21 protein-coding genes are annotated in these 13,706 nt (G+C 71.8%); 15 read left to right on the top strand and 6 right to left on the bottom strand.

Annotated elements, in window-relative coordinates; all coding sequences use genetic code 11:
- Positions 1–82: 82 nt before the first annotated feature.
- The 10 genes from JHE00_RS03520 (at position 83) to JHE00_RS03475 (ending at position 5,362) form a co-directional block, all read left to right on the top strand.
- Positions 83–646, top strand: a complete 564-nt coding sequence (locus tag JHE00_RS03520) for an RNA polymerase sigma factor (protein WP_200314661.1) — start codon at positions 83–85, stop codon at positions 644–646.
- Complete coding sequence (locus JHE00_RS03515; RefSeq protein WP_200314659.1) at positions 637–1,290, top strand: Asp23/Gls24 family envelope stress response protein; 654 nt, start codon at positions 637–639, stop codon at positions 1,288–1,290. Before JHE00_RS03520 ends, JHE00_RS03515 begins: the two co-directional genes overlap by 10 nt.
- A 105-nt stretch (positions 1,291–1,395) precedes the next feature.
- The gene (locus tag JHE00_RS03510; RefSeq protein ID WP_200314657.1) at positions 1,396–1,857 is read left to right on the top strand and encodes an Asp23/Gls24 family envelope stress response protein; all 462 of its coding nucleotides are present in this window, start codon (positions 1,396–1,398) and stop codon (positions 1,855–1,857) included.
- A 46-nt stretch (positions 1,858–1,903) separates the two neighbouring features.
- Positions 1,904–2,368, top strand: a complete 465-nt coding sequence (locus JHE00_RS03505) for an Asp23/Gls24 family envelope stress response protein (protein ID WP_200314655.1) — start codon at positions 1,904–1,906, stop codon at positions 2,366–2,368.
- A 4-nt stretch (positions 2,369–2,372) separates the two neighbouring features.
- Positions 2,373–2,699 (top strand): hypothetical protein, encoded by a 327-nt coding sequence (locus tag JHE00_RS03500; protein WP_200314653.1) that lies wholly within the window; start codon positions 2,373–2,375, stop codon positions 2,697–2,699.
- Between the two features lie 286 nt (positions 2,700–2,985).
- Entirely contained in the window at positions 2,986–3,162 is a 177-nt protein-coding gene (locus tag JHE00_RS03495) for a hypothetical protein (RefSeq protein WP_200314651.1), read from the top strand.
- A complete protein-coding gene (locus tag JHE00_RS03490; RefSeq protein ID WP_200314649.1) occupies positions 3,159–3,512 on the top strand; it encodes an Asp23/Gls24 family envelope stress response protein in 354 nt (117 codons plus the stop codon). Before JHE00_RS03495 ends, JHE00_RS03490 begins: the two co-directional genes overlap by 4 nt.
- Before the next feature lie 14 nt (positions 3,513–3,526).
- Positions 3,527–4,063: a DUF6286 domain-containing protein gene (locus JHE00_RS03485; protein ID WP_200314647.1), complete on the top strand. Its 537-nt coding sequence runs from the start codon at positions 3,527–3,529 to the stop codon at positions 4,061–4,063.
- Positions 4,060–4,662 (top strand): Asp23/Gls24 family envelope stress response protein, encoded by a 603-nt coding sequence (locus JHE00_RS03480; RefSeq protein ID WP_200314645.1) that lies wholly within the window; start codon positions 4,060–4,062, stop codon positions 4,660–4,662. Before JHE00_RS03485 ends, JHE00_RS03480 begins: the two co-directional genes overlap by 4 nt.
- 193 nt (positions 4,663–4,855) lie before the next feature.
- Positions 4,856–5,362, top strand: a complete 507-nt coding sequence (locus JHE00_RS03475) for a pyridoxamine 5'-phosphate oxidase family protein (protein WP_200314643.1) — start codon at positions 4,856–4,858, stop codon at positions 5,360–5,362.
- 18 nt (positions 5,363–5,380) lie between these two features.
- Here JHE00_RS03475 and JHE00_RS03470 read toward each other — a convergent pair whose 3' ends face one another.
- Positions 5,381–6,049 carry a formylglycine-generating enzyme family protein gene (locus JHE00_RS03470; RefSeq protein ID WP_200314641.1) on the bottom strand — a complete coding sequence of 223 codons (669 nt, stop codon included), beginning with the start codon at positions 6,047–6,049 and terminating at the stop codon, positions 5,381–5,383.
- A gap of 38 nt (positions 6,050–6,087) precedes the next feature.
- Here JHE00_RS03470 and JHE00_RS03465 point away from each other — a divergent pair, with 38 nt between their 5' ends.
- The gene (locus tag JHE00_RS03465) at positions 6,088–6,840 is read left to right on the top strand and encodes a nucleotidyltransferase domain-containing protein (protein WP_200315808.1); all 753 of its coding nucleotides are present in this window, start codon (positions 6,088–6,090) and stop codon (positions 6,838–6,840) included.
- A 14-nt stretch (positions 6,841–6,854) separates the two neighbouring features.
- Positions 6,855–7,064 (top strand): helix-hairpin-helix domain-containing protein, encoded by a 210-nt coding sequence (locus JHE00_RS03460; protein ID WP_200314639.1) that lies wholly within the window; start codon positions 6,855–6,857, stop codon positions 7,062–7,064.
- A 7-nt stretch (positions 7,065–7,071) separates the two neighbouring features.
- Here the strand turns inward: JHE00_RS03460 and JHE00_RS03455 are convergent, their stop codons facing one another.
- The 3 genes from JHE00_RS03455 to JHE00_RS03445 all read right to left on the bottom strand — a co-directional run bounded on the left by JHE00_RS03455 (position 7,072) and on the right by JHE00_RS03445 (position 9,929).
- The gene (locus JHE00_RS03455; protein WP_200314637.1) at positions 7,072–8,151 is read right to left on the bottom strand and encodes a tartrate dehydrogenase; all 1,080 of its coding nucleotides are present in this window, start codon (positions 8,149–8,151) and stop codon (positions 7,072–7,074) included.
- Positions 8,152–8,254: 103 nt separating this feature from the next.
- On the bottom strand, positions 8,255–9,166 hold the full coding sequence (locus tag JHE00_RS03450) for a LysR family transcriptional regulator (RefSeq protein WP_200314635.1): 912 nt from the start codon (positions 9,164–9,166) through the stop codon (positions 8,255–8,257).
- 73 nt (positions 9,167–9,239) lie between these two features.
- Positions 9,240–9,929: an aldehyde dehydrogenase family protein gene (locus JHE00_RS03445; RefSeq protein WP_200314633.1), complete on the bottom strand. Its 690-nt coding sequence runs from the start codon at positions 9,927–9,929 to the stop codon at positions 9,240–9,242.
- On the opposite strand from JHE00_RS03445, the gene JHE00_RS03440 reads away from it, so the two are divergent.
- On the top strand, positions 9,811–10,287 hold the full coding sequence (locus tag JHE00_RS03440; protein ID WP_200314631.1) for a BCCT family transporter: 477 nt from the start codon (positions 9,811–9,813) through the stop codon (positions 10,285–10,287). The genes JHE00_RS03445 and JHE00_RS03440 overlap by 119 nt on opposite strands.
- Positions 10,288–10,300: 13 nt before the next feature.
- Here JHE00_RS03440 and JHE00_RS03435 read toward each other — a convergent pair whose 3' ends face one another.
- Together JHE00_RS03435 and JHE00_RS03430 are read right to left on the bottom strand one after the other, a co-directional pair.
- Positions 10,301–11,137 carry an HpcH/HpaI aldolase/citrate lyase family protein gene (locus tag JHE00_RS03435; RefSeq protein ID WP_307831799.1) on the bottom strand — a complete coding sequence of 279 codons (837 nt, stop codon included), beginning with the start codon at positions 11,135–11,137 and terminating at the stop codon, positions 10,301–10,303.
- Positions 11,134–12,321, bottom strand: a complete 1,188-nt coding sequence (locus tag JHE00_RS03430; protein ID WP_200314629.1) for a CaiB/BaiF CoA transferase family protein — start codon at positions 12,319–12,321, stop codon at positions 11,134–11,136. The genes JHE00_RS03435 and JHE00_RS03430 overlap by 4 nt, the downstream gene beginning before the upstream one ends.
- A gap of 86 nt (positions 12,322–12,407) precedes the next feature.
- Between JHE00_RS03430 and JHE00_RS03425 the strand changes: the two genes are divergently transcribed.
- Together JHE00_RS03425 and JHE00_RS03420 are read left to right on the top strand one after the other, a co-directional pair.
- Positions 12,408–13,079 (top strand): GntR family transcriptional regulator, encoded by a 672-nt coding sequence (locus JHE00_RS03425; protein ID WP_200314627.1) that lies wholly within the window; start codon positions 12,408–12,410, stop codon positions 13,077–13,079.
- Between the two features lie 196 nt (positions 13,080–13,275).
- Positions 13,276–13,665 carry a DUF4383 domain-containing protein gene (locus tag JHE00_RS03420; protein ID WP_200314625.1) on the top strand — a complete coding sequence of 130 codons (390 nt, stop codon included), beginning with the start codon at positions 13,276–13,278 and terminating at the stop codon, positions 13,663–13,665.
- The last annotated feature ends 41 nt before the right edge of the window (positions 13,666–13,706 follow it).

The following is a 13,706-nucleotide window of genomic DNA, read 5'->3' as shown; positions in this document are numbered from 1 at the left end:
ATTCGGCCGTCGCCGTGTCGTGGTCGGTGACGGCGAAAGCGTGCGTGGGAGGTGTGATGAGGTCGGGGCGGAGGCCGGCTCGGTGGTGAGACCCGGTACGGCGGTGCCCGGCACCGAGGAGACGGCGCTCGTGGCGCGCGCCAGGAACGGCGATGTCCGGGCCTACGAATCACTGGTGCGCCGCTATCAGGAACCGATGTACCGGCTCGCGGTGCGCATGCTCTCGAGTTCCAGCGACGCGGAGGACGTGGTGCAGGAGGTGTTCCTGACGGCATGGCGACGGCTGGACCAGCTGCACGACGACTCCGCGTTCGTGGGGTGGCTCTACCGGTCCACCACCAACCGGTGCCTGAACGTGCTGCGCGCGCGGCGCCCGATGGCCGACGTGGACCCGGACACCACCGCGACGCGGCGGGTCGACGCGCAGCCGGAGCACGCCGCCGAACTCAACGACCAGGTCGCGGCACTGCTCGCGGCGCTGGGGCAGCTGACCCCCGAACAACGGGCGTGCTGGCTGCTCAGAGAGGTCCACGGGCGTTCGTACGACGAGATCGCACACGTGGTGGACAGTTCGACGACTGCGGTGCGGGGACGGATCGCGAGGGCTCGTGCACAACTCGCGGAGGTGATGCGGCCATGGCGCTGAACGGGCCACCCGAGGACAACGCGCTGCCCTGCGGCCGCTCGCTCGAGCGGCTCTGGGAGCGACTGGACGACGGAGCAGGCGGACCCGGGGGGGCCGGGCGCTCGACGGACGGCACGGACGGCACCGACGTGACCGACGACCACGTGCGGTCGTGCCCGCACTGCTCCGCGGCGCTGAGCGGGCTGGGGGAACTTCGCACGGCCACGACCTCGTTGAAAGAGGAGCGGGTCCGGCCCGCGCGGGACCTCACCGCGCGGATCATGGCGGCCGTGCGCGCGGAGCCGAGGGGCCTCGGCGCGATGTTCGCTCTGGACGCGCAGGAACGTGGGCGCACCGACATCAGCGAGCGGGCCGTCGCCGCCATCGTGCGGTTCGCCGCGGAGGGCGTGGACGGTGTGCGTGCCGGCCGGTGCGAACTGCACGCGGCGGGCACCACCGAGGACGGCACGGCGATGGTCGAGGGACGGCTCACGGTCTCGGTGGCGTACGGCGTCGAGTTCGCCGGCGTGCTGGAGCGCGTCCGGCGGCAGGCCGTCGACGCGTGCACGGCCAGAGTCGGTGTCCTGCTCGCGCGGCTCGACATCGAGGTGGGCGGCCTCGACGACGGTGCCCGGACCGGCGAACCGGGACGCTCGATCGGGTGATCGTCGCGACATCGGTGTGAGCACCCGTGACGTTTGGGGATATCCGGTGTCGTCTTGGTGGCGGGGCAGTGGCCCCGGTGGATATCAGTACGAGGAGTCAGCGCAATGACGAGCACCCCATCGACGACCACTGTGGACAGAAAAGCCGGCCAGGCCGCGGAGCCCGGCGCCAGCGTTCTGGTGACCAGTCAGGGCACCACCACGATCGCGAGCACCGTGGTCAGGCAGATCGCGGGCAGGGCGGCGCGGGACGTGCCGGGTGTCCACGCGCTGGGCGGCGGTGCCGCGCGGGCGCTCGGTGCGCTCCGCGAGCGCGTCCCCGGTGCGCACGCGAGTGCGGGACAGGGCGTCACGGTCGAGGTCGGGGAGAAGCAGGCGGCGATCGACCTGCGGGTCGTCGTCGACTACGGCGCCTCCATCCCCGCGCTGGCCCGCACCGTGCGGGCCGACACCATCGCGGCCGTCGAGGACATGACCGGACTCGAGGTCATCGAGGTCAACATCGCCGTGGAAGACGTGCACGTGCCTGGCGAGCAGGCCGAGCCGACGCCGACCCGCGTGCACTGAGCGCTGCGGCGACGGACAACCCAGAAAACCGAGAAGGAGCAGATCCATGGCGCAGAACACCAGCACCAAGTCCGAGGGCGCGCCGGTCGCGCGTTCCGGTTCGTCCGCCACGCTCAACGACGAGGGCAGCGCGGGCAAGACCACGATCGCCTCGTCGGTCGTGCAGAAGGTCGCCGGCATCGCGGCCCGTGAGGTGTCGGGCGTGTACGCGCTCGGCGGCGGTGTCTCCCGCGCGTTCGGCGCGATCCGCGACCGCATCCCGGGTTCGGGCACCACGACCACCGCGGGCGTCTCGGTCGAGGTGGGCGAGAAGCAGGCCGCCGTGGACCTCGACGTGGTGGTGGAGTACGGAGCGCGCATCGTCGACGTCGCCAGGGCAGTGCGGCGCAACGTGATCTCGACGGTCGAGCAGATCACCGGGCTCGAGGTCATCGAGGTCAACATCGCCGTCAACGACATCCACCTGCCCGAGGAAGACGAGGTCGAGGAGCAGACGTCCAGGGTCGAGTGAGCCGATGAACACCACACCCGAACGACTCGCGGACGCGATCGCCGAGACCGTCACCGCGCACCCCTCGGTGGTGCGCCTCGACGGCGGCGTTCGCGGATCGCTGGCCACGCACCTTCCCGGCCGCAAGGTCGTGGGCGTGCGCGTGACGGGCGAAGGCGAACCGGTGGACCTCGGCGTGGTGCTGCGGCTGGACGGCGCACTGCCCGGTGTGCTCGACGACCTGCGCGCACGGGTCCGCGACATCGTGGGCGACGTGCCCATCAACGTCGAGGTCACCGACATCGTGCATCTCCGTGAGGACGCCACGTCCCCCCGGGAAGACGCACGGTGACGACGAAGCCGGGCCGCGACGAACGACGGCGCGCGGAGTACCGCGCGTTCGTCCGGCGCCATCATCCCGATGCCGGGGGAGACCCGGACGTGTTCGTCGCCGGCCTGGCCCGGTTCCGTGAGAGTGGGGCCGGGACACCGGCTCCACCTGAGACCGACCGGTTCGACGGACCGGTCGTGTTCACCACCCAGCGCGGAGGGGTCGCTGGGCGGTTGGCACGGTGGTGGCGCCGCAGGCGCCGTCCTCCGCGCGTCCGTTGATGCGAAAGAAATCGAGGAGCCACACCATGAACGCAACCCAGACCGGTCTGCTCGGCGGTCTCGTGCTGGGCCTTGCCGCCGCCCAGAGCTTCACCACGTTCCTCATCACGCTCGCAGTGGGCGTGATCGGGCTCGTCGTGGGCAGGGTGCTCGACGGCGAGCTGGACCTGTCCGACATGTTCGGCAGGGGCAGGGACAAGTGAGCGACACCGAGGTCGAGGAACGCGGCACGCTGGAGATCGCGCACGTCGTGGTCCGCAAGGTCGCTGAGCGCGCGGCCGACAACGTGTCCGGCACGGTGCGCATCGAGCGCAAGATCGCCGGTGTCGGCGCGGGGCTGCGCGGCGCCAGCGTGAAGGTGTCGGGGCACGGCTCCGACATCGACCTGCTGCTGGACGTCGCCGTGCAGTATCCGGCGGCGGTCCGCGACGTGGTGGACCAGGTGCGCACGGCGGTGACCGAGGACGTCCAGCACATGACGTCCTACCGCGTGCGGGGCCTGAACGTCACGGTGTCGGCACTGCTGGGCGACACCCCCGCGCGGGTCAGCTGAGGCGGCGATACATCGTGCGCGTTTTCGTCCGTCTACTGTCGACATTGCTGGGCCTGGCCCTCGCCGCGGCGGGAGTGCTGCTGGCGCTGGAGGTCGCGTGGCAGTGGTGGCGTCCCCAGGACGCGCCGCTCCTTGTTCCGTGGCCGAGCTGGCGCGACGCGCTCGAAGGCACCGGCTGGGACTCCACGACCGTGCGCGTGGTGGCGATCATCGTGGCCGTGGCCGGTCTCGTGCTGCTGTTCACCGCGTCCGCCGCACGGCGCAGGGACGTCCGGCTCACCGACCCCGCACCCGGGGTCACCGTCACCACCTCGCCCCGCTCTCTGGCCCGCGTCGTCGGCCAGCATGTGCGGGCGCAGGAGAACGTCACTTCCGCGTCGGTCACCGCCAGCGCGCGCAAGATCCGCGTGCGCGCCACGAGCACGCTCGAATCCGAGCAGGAACTGCGGCCGCGGCTGGCCGAGAGCGTGTCGGGTCTCGTCGGGGACCTGCCGCTCGTACGCCGCCCCAAGGTGTCGGTCGTGGTCGATTCACCGAGGGACCGCCGATGAGCAAGACCGCATCCGTCAAGGCGATCGCCCGTTCGTACGGCGCCGAACGCTCGCTGACCTTCGTCACCGGGCTCGTCGCGCTGCTCGCCGGTGCCGCCGTGCTCGTGCTCGGCTTCGGCTGGCTCGGCACGTTCCGCGCACAGCGGCCGGTGCTCGATCCCGAGGTGGTGGACTGGATCCACGCCCAGCAGCCGGTGATGCTGCGGGTGGCCGCGATCGTGCTGGGACTGGTGCTGCTGGTGTTCGGGTTGTGGTTGGCCGTGCGCTCGCTGCGCCCCGAGCACAAGCCGGACATGGCCCTCGACCGCACCCAGGGGCACGGGCTCACCGTGACCGCGGCCGCGCTGGCTGGTGCGGTGCAGTCGGACGCCGAAGCCGTGGACGGCGTCACGAGGGCGCGGGTCCGCTCCGTCGGCGACGACGAGGATCCCGCGCTGCGGCTGCACGTGTGGCTGCGCGAGGGCACCGACCTGCGCCGCGTGTGGCAGGACCTCGACACCCACGTTCTGGCGCGGGCTCGCACGGCGCTGGGCGTGGAGAAGCTGCCCGTCGCGATGCAGATCGAGCTGGGCTCGAGCGAGCGCAAGCGGGTCCGGTGAGCACCACCGCGGGTTGAAAAGCGGGATCGGAACTGCCACTCTGACCAAAACGATAACGTGTTCTAGTTCTCGTGGAGGTCCGCGCACCGGTCCCGGCCCCGCGCTGGACCCGGCGCTTGATCCCGGTCATGATCCTCGAACCCCGATCGGGCAACCACGGGTGACAGTGCCGGCAACAGTGAGGAGCAGCCGCGTGGGAACCAACCAGCGCGCCCAGGTGACCATGACCGCCGAGGAGGTCGACGACTTCTTGCGCCGCAGCCGCACGGCGACGCTCGCCACCGTCGGTCCCGGAGGCGTCCCGCACCTGGTCGCCATGTGGTACGGCTACCGCGACGGCGCCCTCTACCTCGAGACCAAGACGAAGTCGCAGAAGGCGGTGAACCTGCGGCGCACACCGACGGCCGTGGTGCTCGTCGAGGCAGGCCAGACCTACGACCAGCTGCGCGGGGTGTCCATCGAGGCCAAGGCCACCGTCATCGACGATCCGGGCGCCGACGAGTACTGGCAGGCGGCCATCGACGTGTACGAGCGCTACACCGCGCCCTACGACGAGTCGGCGCGGCCGGTCGTGGAGGCGATGATGCACAAACGCGTGGTCGTGCGCCTCGACCCGGCCCGCACCCGGTCGTGGGACCACCGCAAGCTCGGATTGCCCGCCCTGCCGCTCGGTGGAAGCACCGCGGTCGGGGAGCCGTAGCCCGGGTCCACTGTGGAGTCACCCGCTCGGCATCGTGCGGGCGATCCGGAACCCCACGTCGTCGATGCGGAAGTCCGGATGGCTGCGCCTGCGCACCGAGGCGCGGCAGCTCCAGTGCTCGTCCGACCAGCCACCACCGCGCAGCACCCGGTAGCCGGGATGGTCCGCCGCGGCGAAGGCGTCCCAGCACCATTCCCACACGTTGCCGAGCAGGTCGTGCAGGCCCCAGTCGTTGGCGCGCTTGCCACCGACGTCGTGGCTGCGCTCGCCGGAGTTGCCGCGGTACCAGGCGATCTCGTCGAGCGGACCGTACCGGGCTCCGGTGGTACCCGCCCGGCAGGCGTACTCCCATTCGGCCTCGGTGGGCAGGCGGTAGCCGTCGGCGGTTCGGTCCCACTCGACATCGGCACCGATCCGGTAGGCCAGGGTGAGCCCCTCTCGCTCGGAGAGTGCGTTACAGAACCGCACCGCGTCCGGCCACGAGACACCCTCGACGGGCCGCAGGCCACCGCGGGCCGTGCTGGGCGAGAGACCTGTCACGGCGGCGTAGCAGGCCTGGGTGACCGGGAACGGGGAGAGCCGGAACGCCGCGACCTCCACGTCCCAAGCGCGCTGGGTGCGGCGGTCGGCGAGGGTCACTCGTCCCGGCGGAACCTCGAGCAGTGTGGTTCCCGCGTTGGCGTTCATGGTCGTAGATCCTAGAGTCGGGCGGGAGGGGAGTGATGATGGACGACGACGTGTTCGCGGACCACGTGGCGCAGCGCCTGGCCACGCTGCCCGCCGTGGAAGCGGTGACGCTCGGCGGTTCCCGCGCCGACGAGACGCACTCGCCGGAGGCCGACTGGGACTTCGCGGTGTATTACCGCGGTGCGTTCGATCCGGAGGACCTGCGCGCGTTCGGCTGGGAGGGCGAGGTCTCCGAGGTCGGCGACTGGGGCGGCGGTGTGTTCAACGGCGGCGCATGGCTGAGGATCGACGGCCGCCGCGTGGATGTGCACTACCGAGACCTCGCGGTGGTGGAGCGTGAGCTCGCCGAGGCCGAACGGGGCCGGTTCCACTGGGAGCCGCTGATGTTCCACCTCGCGGGCATTCCCAGCTACCTGGTGGTGGCGGAGCTGGCCTCGGCGCGGGTGCTGCACGGGGATCTGCCCCGGCCCGGCTTCCCCGAGGCATTGCGCGCGGCGGCGCCGCCGATGTGGCGGGAGCGCGCCGCGCTGACGCTCACCTACGCCCGTGGTTCCCACGCGCCCCGCGGCCACGTCACCGAGGTCGCCGGCGCGCTCGCCACCGCGGCCACGCAGACCGCGCACGCGGCGCTCGCCGCCAGGGGCGAGTGGGTCACCAACGAGAAGCGCCTGCTGCGGCGCGCCGGGCTGCGCGCGGTCGACGACCTCATCGGGGGGCTCCGGCCCGATCCGGAGGCACTGGCCGACGCGATCGCCGAGGCCGACGAGTTGTTCCGCGCAGCGGTGTCCTGAACGACGGGAGCGAGATGCCGGAGTCCGTGGAGCCCACCGAGTTCCCGCGCAGCCTGGGCAAGGTCGCGCCGCGTGAACTGGCCGCGCACGGCTACACGCGCTACGAGCAGCTCACCCGCGTCACGCCGGGCGAGCTGCTGCGGATCCACGGCGTCGGGCCCAAGGCGATCCGGATCCTCGAGGAGGAACTGGCCGCCAGGGGGCTGTCCTTCGCCGACGCGTGAGCCGCGCTCAGCCGAGGTTCGCGATGATGGCCTGGGTGACGGCCTCGGTGTTCGCCGTGCCGCCCACGTCGCGGGTGCGCACGCCCTGCGCGGTGGTGGCCTCGATCGCGGCCTGGACCAGCTTGGCCTCGTCGGGCAGGCCGAGGTGCTCCAGCATCAGCGCGGCACTGCCGATGGCGCCGATCGGGTTGCACACTCCCTGGCCCGCGATGTCCGGCGCGGAGCCGTGCACGGGCTCGAACATGCTGGGGTAGTGGCGCTGCGGGTTCAGGTTGGCGCTCGCGGCGAGGCCGAGGCTGCCCGCCAGCGCGCTGCCGAGGTCGGACAGGATGTCGGCGTTGAGGTTGGACGCGACCACCACCGACAGGTCCTCGGGGTGCAGCACGAACTTCGCCGACATCGCGTCCACGAGCACGCTCTCGGTCTCGACGTCGGGGTAGTCGGCCGCGACGCGGCGGAACGTGTCGTCCCAGAGCACCATGCCGTACTGCTGCGCGTTGCTCTTGGTGACGCTGGAGACCTTCTTGTGCGCGCGCGTGCGGGCGAGGTCGAAGGCGAAGCGGATGATGCGCTCGCAGCCCACCTCGGTGAACACCGACGACTGCACGGCGACCTCGCCCTTGTCACCTCGTGCGCCGAAGTTGCGGCCCCCGAAGCCCGCGTACTCGCCCTCGGAGTTCTCCCTGACCACGACCCAGTCCAGTTCGGTGTCGTCGGCCTTGCGCAGCGGGCTCGTGATGCCGGGCAGGAACGTTACTGGCCGGATGTTGGCCCACTGGTCGAAGCCCTGGCAGATCTTGAGGCGCAGTCCCCAGAGACTGACGTGGTCGGGCACCGTGGGCCAGCCGACGGCGCCGAAGTAGATCGCGTCGTGCTCGCGCAGCGCGTCCAGCCCGTCCTCGGGCATCAGCATGCCGTGCTCGGCGTAGTAGGCCGAGCCCCAGTCGAACTCCTGCCACTCGAACGCGACGCGCCCATCGGAGCGCGCCTCGATGGCGTCCAGCACGGCCCGTCCCGCGGCGACGACCTCGGTGCCCACGCCGTCGGCGGGGATGGCGGCGATGCGGAACTTCTGCGGCGCGGTCATGGCGGCTCCTGGTCCTGGCGGGCACGGGTGTCGTCCCTCGAGTGGACCCCTTATCGGCCGCCGGTGTCCAACACGGCCTGCCGATGGCGCCGATAGGCCTGACCTATGATTTCTGCGCAGGCTCCCGCGCAGACTCCTGTGCGTAGGCGGCCGCGACGTCGAGGAACGCGCGGGCGGCGGGCGTGAGGCCGGAGGTTCTGCTGACCAGCGCGACCCGCAGGTACGACGCGGGCTCGATGCGGTGCACCGCCGCACCGGCCCGCACCGCGAGCGGGGTCCACGACGACGGCATGACGGCGTGGCCGAAACCGGCCAGCACCAGTGGCAGGATCGACGTGCGGTGCGCGATCTCGGCCACGATGCGCACCTCGACCCCGCTGGCGAGGATGTCGTCGACGAGCTGGCGCATGAGACTGCCGCGCTGGGACACCACGAGCCTGCGGCCCGCGAGGTCGGCGGGGCGCACGGTGTCGCCGTCCGGCAGGTCGTGGCCGGGCGGCGAGATCAGCACCAACGGCTGTTCCTCCAGCGGCAGCACGTCCAGCTCGCCCGCGTGCGGGTCGCCCGCGGAGCCGAGCAGGCCCACCTCGGCGACTCCCGAGCGCACCGCGTCCACGACGTCGTCGGGGGTGAACGCCCCGTCCACGGTGAAGGTCACGCCGGGATACAGCTCGGCGACGCGGCCCAGCAGCGTGGTCAGCGGTTCGATGCCAGGCGAGGGCATCGACACCAGGTCCACCCTGCCGCGGCGCACGCCCTTGACCGACTGCGCCACGGCCTTGGCGGCGTCGAGGTCGCGCAGCACCTGGCGGGCAGGCTCGACGAGCTGCCGTCCCGCGTCGCTGAGCACCACGCCGCGGCCGACCCGGTGGAACAGTGACACCCCGAGCTCGCGCTCCAGGGTGGCGATCGCCTGGGACAGCGACGGTTGCGCGATGTGCACGTGCTCGGCCGCGCGGCCGAAGCCGTGGTGGTCCACGACGGCGAGGAAGTATCCGAGCTGGCGTGCGTCCACGGCGCCTCCCTGATCCGATAGGTGCTGCCTATCGGAGGCTAGAGAGGCGCCGGGGACGTGGCGGGGTCGGGGCTCAGGAGCGCAGCACGAACGGGTCGCCCGCGGGTTCCTCGCTGGTGTTGACCCAGACGCTCTTCAGCCGCGTGTACTCGCGCAGTACCTCGGTGCCGTGCTCCACGCCGAGGCCGCTGCTCTTGAACCCGGAGCGCGGCGACATCGGCGACATCGCGCGGTAGGTGTTGATCCACACCGTGCCCGCGTCCAGCGCGCCCGCGAAGCGGTGCGCTCTGGCGAGGTCCCGCGTCCAGATCCCGGCCGCCAGGCCGTAGGTCGTGTCGTTGGCGAGCCGCACGACCTCGGCCTCGGTGTCGAACGGCAGGACGGTGACCACCGGGCCGAAGATCTCCTCCTGGCAGATCCGCATCGAGTTGTCGGTGTCGACGAACACGGTGGGGCTGCCGAAGAACCCGCCGAGCCCGGTGTCTGGCCTGCTGCCGCCGCAGATCACCCCGCCGCCCTCGGAGATGCCGAGCTTGACGTAGTCCTCGATCTTGTCGCGCTGTTCCGCGAACGCCACGGGACCCAGTTCGGTCTCCGGCAGCAGCGGGTCGCCGATGCGGATCGACGCGGCTGGCTCGGCCTCCGTGGAGTCCGTAAAGGACTCCCGGGCCGCCGGTGACGCGATCTTCGAGACCCTCGGGGCGTTCCCACTGGCCTCGGTGACGTCGTTCGTCGCGATCGTGCTGGTGGCGCTGTTCTTCATCTCCGGCGCCGACGCCAACACCTACGCGCTGAGCATGCTCTCCTCCGACGGGGTCACCACCCCGCGCAGACCGGTGCTCATCGTGTGGGGCGTGCTCACCGGCGTCACGGCCGTGGTGCTGCTGCTGGCGGGCGGGCTGAACGCGCTCGAGACCACGGTGATCATCACGAGTGCGCCGTTCGTGATCCTGCTCGTGCTGCTGGCGGTGTCGTTCTGGAAGGAACTGCGCGCCGAGGATCTCCACGACCTGGCGCGAGTCGGGCCCGCTGCGCCGCCCGCGCCTGCCGAGGTGGCGGAGCCGCCGCGTCCCCGGGACGCGCAGCAGCCCGCGGGACTCGGCACGAGCCGGGCCGAGTGAGCCGGGGTGGGGCTCAGTCGGCGAGTCGCTCGGCGAGCGCGAGGGTCGTGCGTGCCCTGGCGACGATCGGAAGGTCCACGAAGCTGCCATCGGGCAGCACCCACGCGCCGCGGCCGTCCCGCTCCGAGCGTTCGGCCGTGCGCACGATCTCGCCGGCCCGCTCCACCTCCTGCGAGGACGGGCGGAACGCCGCGCGGATCACCGGGATCTGGCGGGGATGGATCGCGCTGCGCCCGAGCATGCCGAGTCCCCGGCCGTGCAGGCACGAGGCGCGCAGGCCCTCGTCGTCGCGGACGTGGGGGTGGACCGACATGGCCACCGGACCGAGTCCCGCGGCCGCGGCGGCGAGCACGGCTTGCAGCCTGAGGTGGTCGAAGGCCGCCTCGCTGCTCAGGGACAGTGCGGTCGCGAGATCCTGCTCGCCGAGCGCGATCCCGGACACGCGCGGGTGGGCGGCGACGGCGTGGAGGTTGGCCACGCCGAGCGCCGACTCCAGCAGGGCGTAGGCGCCGAGGTCACGTGCGCCGAACGCGGCGTCGACGGCGGCGAGATCGCCGGGCGACTCGATCTTGGGCAGTCGCACGGCATCGAGCCCGCGCAGGTCCGCGAGCGCGGCCAGATCGGCGCAGCCGCGGTCGGTGGCGACGTCGTTGACGCGCACGTGCAGACGGGGGCCGGTGCGCCGGTCGGTGAGGTACTCGGTCACGGCGTCGCGGGCGCGGTCCTTGTTGACCGCGTCCACGGCGTCCTCGAGGTCGAGGATCACCACGTCGGCACCGCTCGCGCACGCCTTGCCGAAGCGCTCGGGCCGGTCGCCGGGAACGTAGAGCCAGGTGATCGGCACGCTCACGCGACCACCCCCTGCTCGCGCAGCCGCCCGATGCGCTCGGCGTCGTAGCCCAGCTCGCCCAGCACCTCGGCGGTGTGGCGGCCCAGCGGTGGTCCCGCCCAGCGCACGCGGCCGGGTGAGTCGGCGAGCCGGAACAGCACGTTCTGCATCGTGACCTGACCCAGTTCCTCGTCGGGCACCTCGACGAACGACTCGAGCGCGGAGTACTGCGGGTCCTTCGCGATGTCGGAGACGTCGTAGATCGGCGAGATCGCCGCCTGCGCCTGCTCGAACCGGGCGATCACCTCGTCGGCGTCGCGCTCGGCGATCCAGGAGCCGACGGCCTCGTCGAGCTCGTCGACGTGCTCGACGCGGCCCTGTCCGGTGGCGAACCACGGCTGCTGCACCAGGTCGGGCCTGCCGACGAGGGTCACCACGCGCTCGGCGATCGACTGCGCGCTCGTGGAGATCGCCAGCCACCGGCCGTCGCGGGAGCGGTAGGTGTTGCGCGGGGCATTGCTGGCGGAGCGGTTGCCGGTGCGGCGCGGCACGGCGCCGGTGGCCTTGTACGCGGTCATCTGCGGTCCGAGCAGGGCCATGATCGGCTCGATGATGGCCATGTCGACGACCTGTCCCGTGCCACTGGTCTCCCTGGCCTTGAGCGCGACCAGCACCGCGTAGGCCATGGCCAGCCCGGCGATGCCGTCGGCGAGCGCCAGCGGTGGCAGCACCGGGGGACCGCCGGGCTCGCCGGTGCTGGAGGCGAAGCCGCTCATCGCCTCGGCGAGGGTGCCGAAGCCCGGCTGCCCGCTCATCGGACCGAGCTGGCCGAATCCCGTCATTCTGGCGATGACCAGCCTCGGGTTGATCTCGTGCAGTTCGGCGGGGGAGAGGTGCCAGCGCTCCAGGGTTCCCGGCCGGAAGTTCTCGACCAGCACGTCGGAGCGCGCGGCGAGCGAGCGCAGGATCTGCTGGCCCTCGGCCACCGACAGGTTCACGGCGGCGGCGCGCTTGTTGCGCGAGAGGGTCTTCCACCACAGGCCCACGCCGTCGACGGAGGCCCCGTGTCCTCGCGCGGGATCGCCCCGGCGAGGGTGTTCCACCTTGATGACGTCGGCGCCGAAGTCGCCGAGCATCATCGCCGCCATCGGGCCCGCGAAGAGCGTGGCGGCGTCGACGACGCGCACGCCGGAGAGACTGTCCATGACGAGATAACTTATAAGATGTAAGTCGTAAGTCAATGGGCGATCTCCGTGCCGCCCGCTGTCCGCGATCAGCGATACTGGCTCCGATGGACGCGCAGCCACCGACCACCAGCCGACCCCCGCAGAGCAAGGCCGACTACGTGTACGGCGTGCTACTCGACGACATCCGCAGCAGCCGGATACCCGGGGGATCGCCGCTGCGGGCGGCCGCGGTGGCGGAACGGCTCGGGGTCTCGATCACCCCGGTCAGGGAGGCGCTGCGCAGGCTCGAGAAGGACCGGCTCATCAACTACGAGCGACACCACGGCGCCACCGTGGTGGATCTGAGCGACGCCGCGCTGGTCGAGTACTACCACGTGCGCGCGGTGCTCGAAGGCCTCGGCGCCAAGCTCGCCGCCGCCCGGATCACCGCCGAGGAGCTCGACCGGCTCCGGGCGCTGCACGCCTCGATGGTCGGCAACGCCGACGCGGGCCGCAACGAGCTGCTCGGGGAGCAGAGCCAGGAACTGCATCTCGCGATCACCGACATCGGCGGGCCCGCCTATCTCGGCGCCCACGCCCGGTCGGTCAGGGAGAGTTTCCCGGTACCCAGAACGGCGTCGCTGTGGCTCAACGACGAGCACGTGCGCGGTCATCTGCGCGCGCACGAGGAGCTGCTCGCCGCCCTCGCCGCGGGCGACGGCGACACCGCCGAGCGCATCATGATCGACCACGTGCGCCTCAGCGCGGGCTTCCGGCTCGGCATCGGGGACGAGTAGCCCGGGTACTGTCCACTTGAGACGGCGAGACGCCTCGCCGGATCACCTCACACCCGGCCGCCTGCCCCGGCCGGTGGAATCCGTGCTATATCTGGAGTTGCGGCCGCGCGCTGATCGCCGGCCGAACCCCGTTCGCGACGCTCCCGGATTTCCGTCCGTGGGGTTCGGCGTCGCCCTGGATTCCCGAGGAGGGACGTTGTCGCGCGCTGTGAGGGCCGAGGTGTCGCGGGGCGGGCAGCTGCCCGCGCTGGCCGCCGTGATCTCCGCCCTGTTCCTGTTCGCCGCATTCGCCGGACTGCTCTCGCTGTTCGCGCTGCCGCATCTCAGCATCGCGCAGAGCGTGGTGTACGCCGGGCTCGGCGCCTGGGGCTGGAAGGTGTCGCGCACCGTGGCCGGGGCGCAGCAGTTCCTGCGCGGCGCCGGAATCGTGTGCCTGGTGCTGTGGTTCGTCGGCGTGTTCGCGGGCAGTAGCAACCCGCTGGAGTTCCTGGGGCTCGATCCGGTGGCCAACCTCGTGCACCTCGGCGTGGCCATCCTGGTGTTCCTGGTGGCGACGGGTGCGCCGTCCCAGCTGTCGGTGGAGTGACGCCCGCGGCCCCCGGGACTCGGGGGCCGCGAGCGGCGTTC

The organism is Prauserella cavernicola, assembly GCF_016595675.1.
Lineage (GTDB): Bacteria > Actinomycetota > Actinomycetes > Mycobacteriales > Pseudonocardiaceae > Prauserella_A > Prauserella_A cavernicola.
This window is presented reverse-complemented; position numbering and strand designations above follow the sequence as displayed.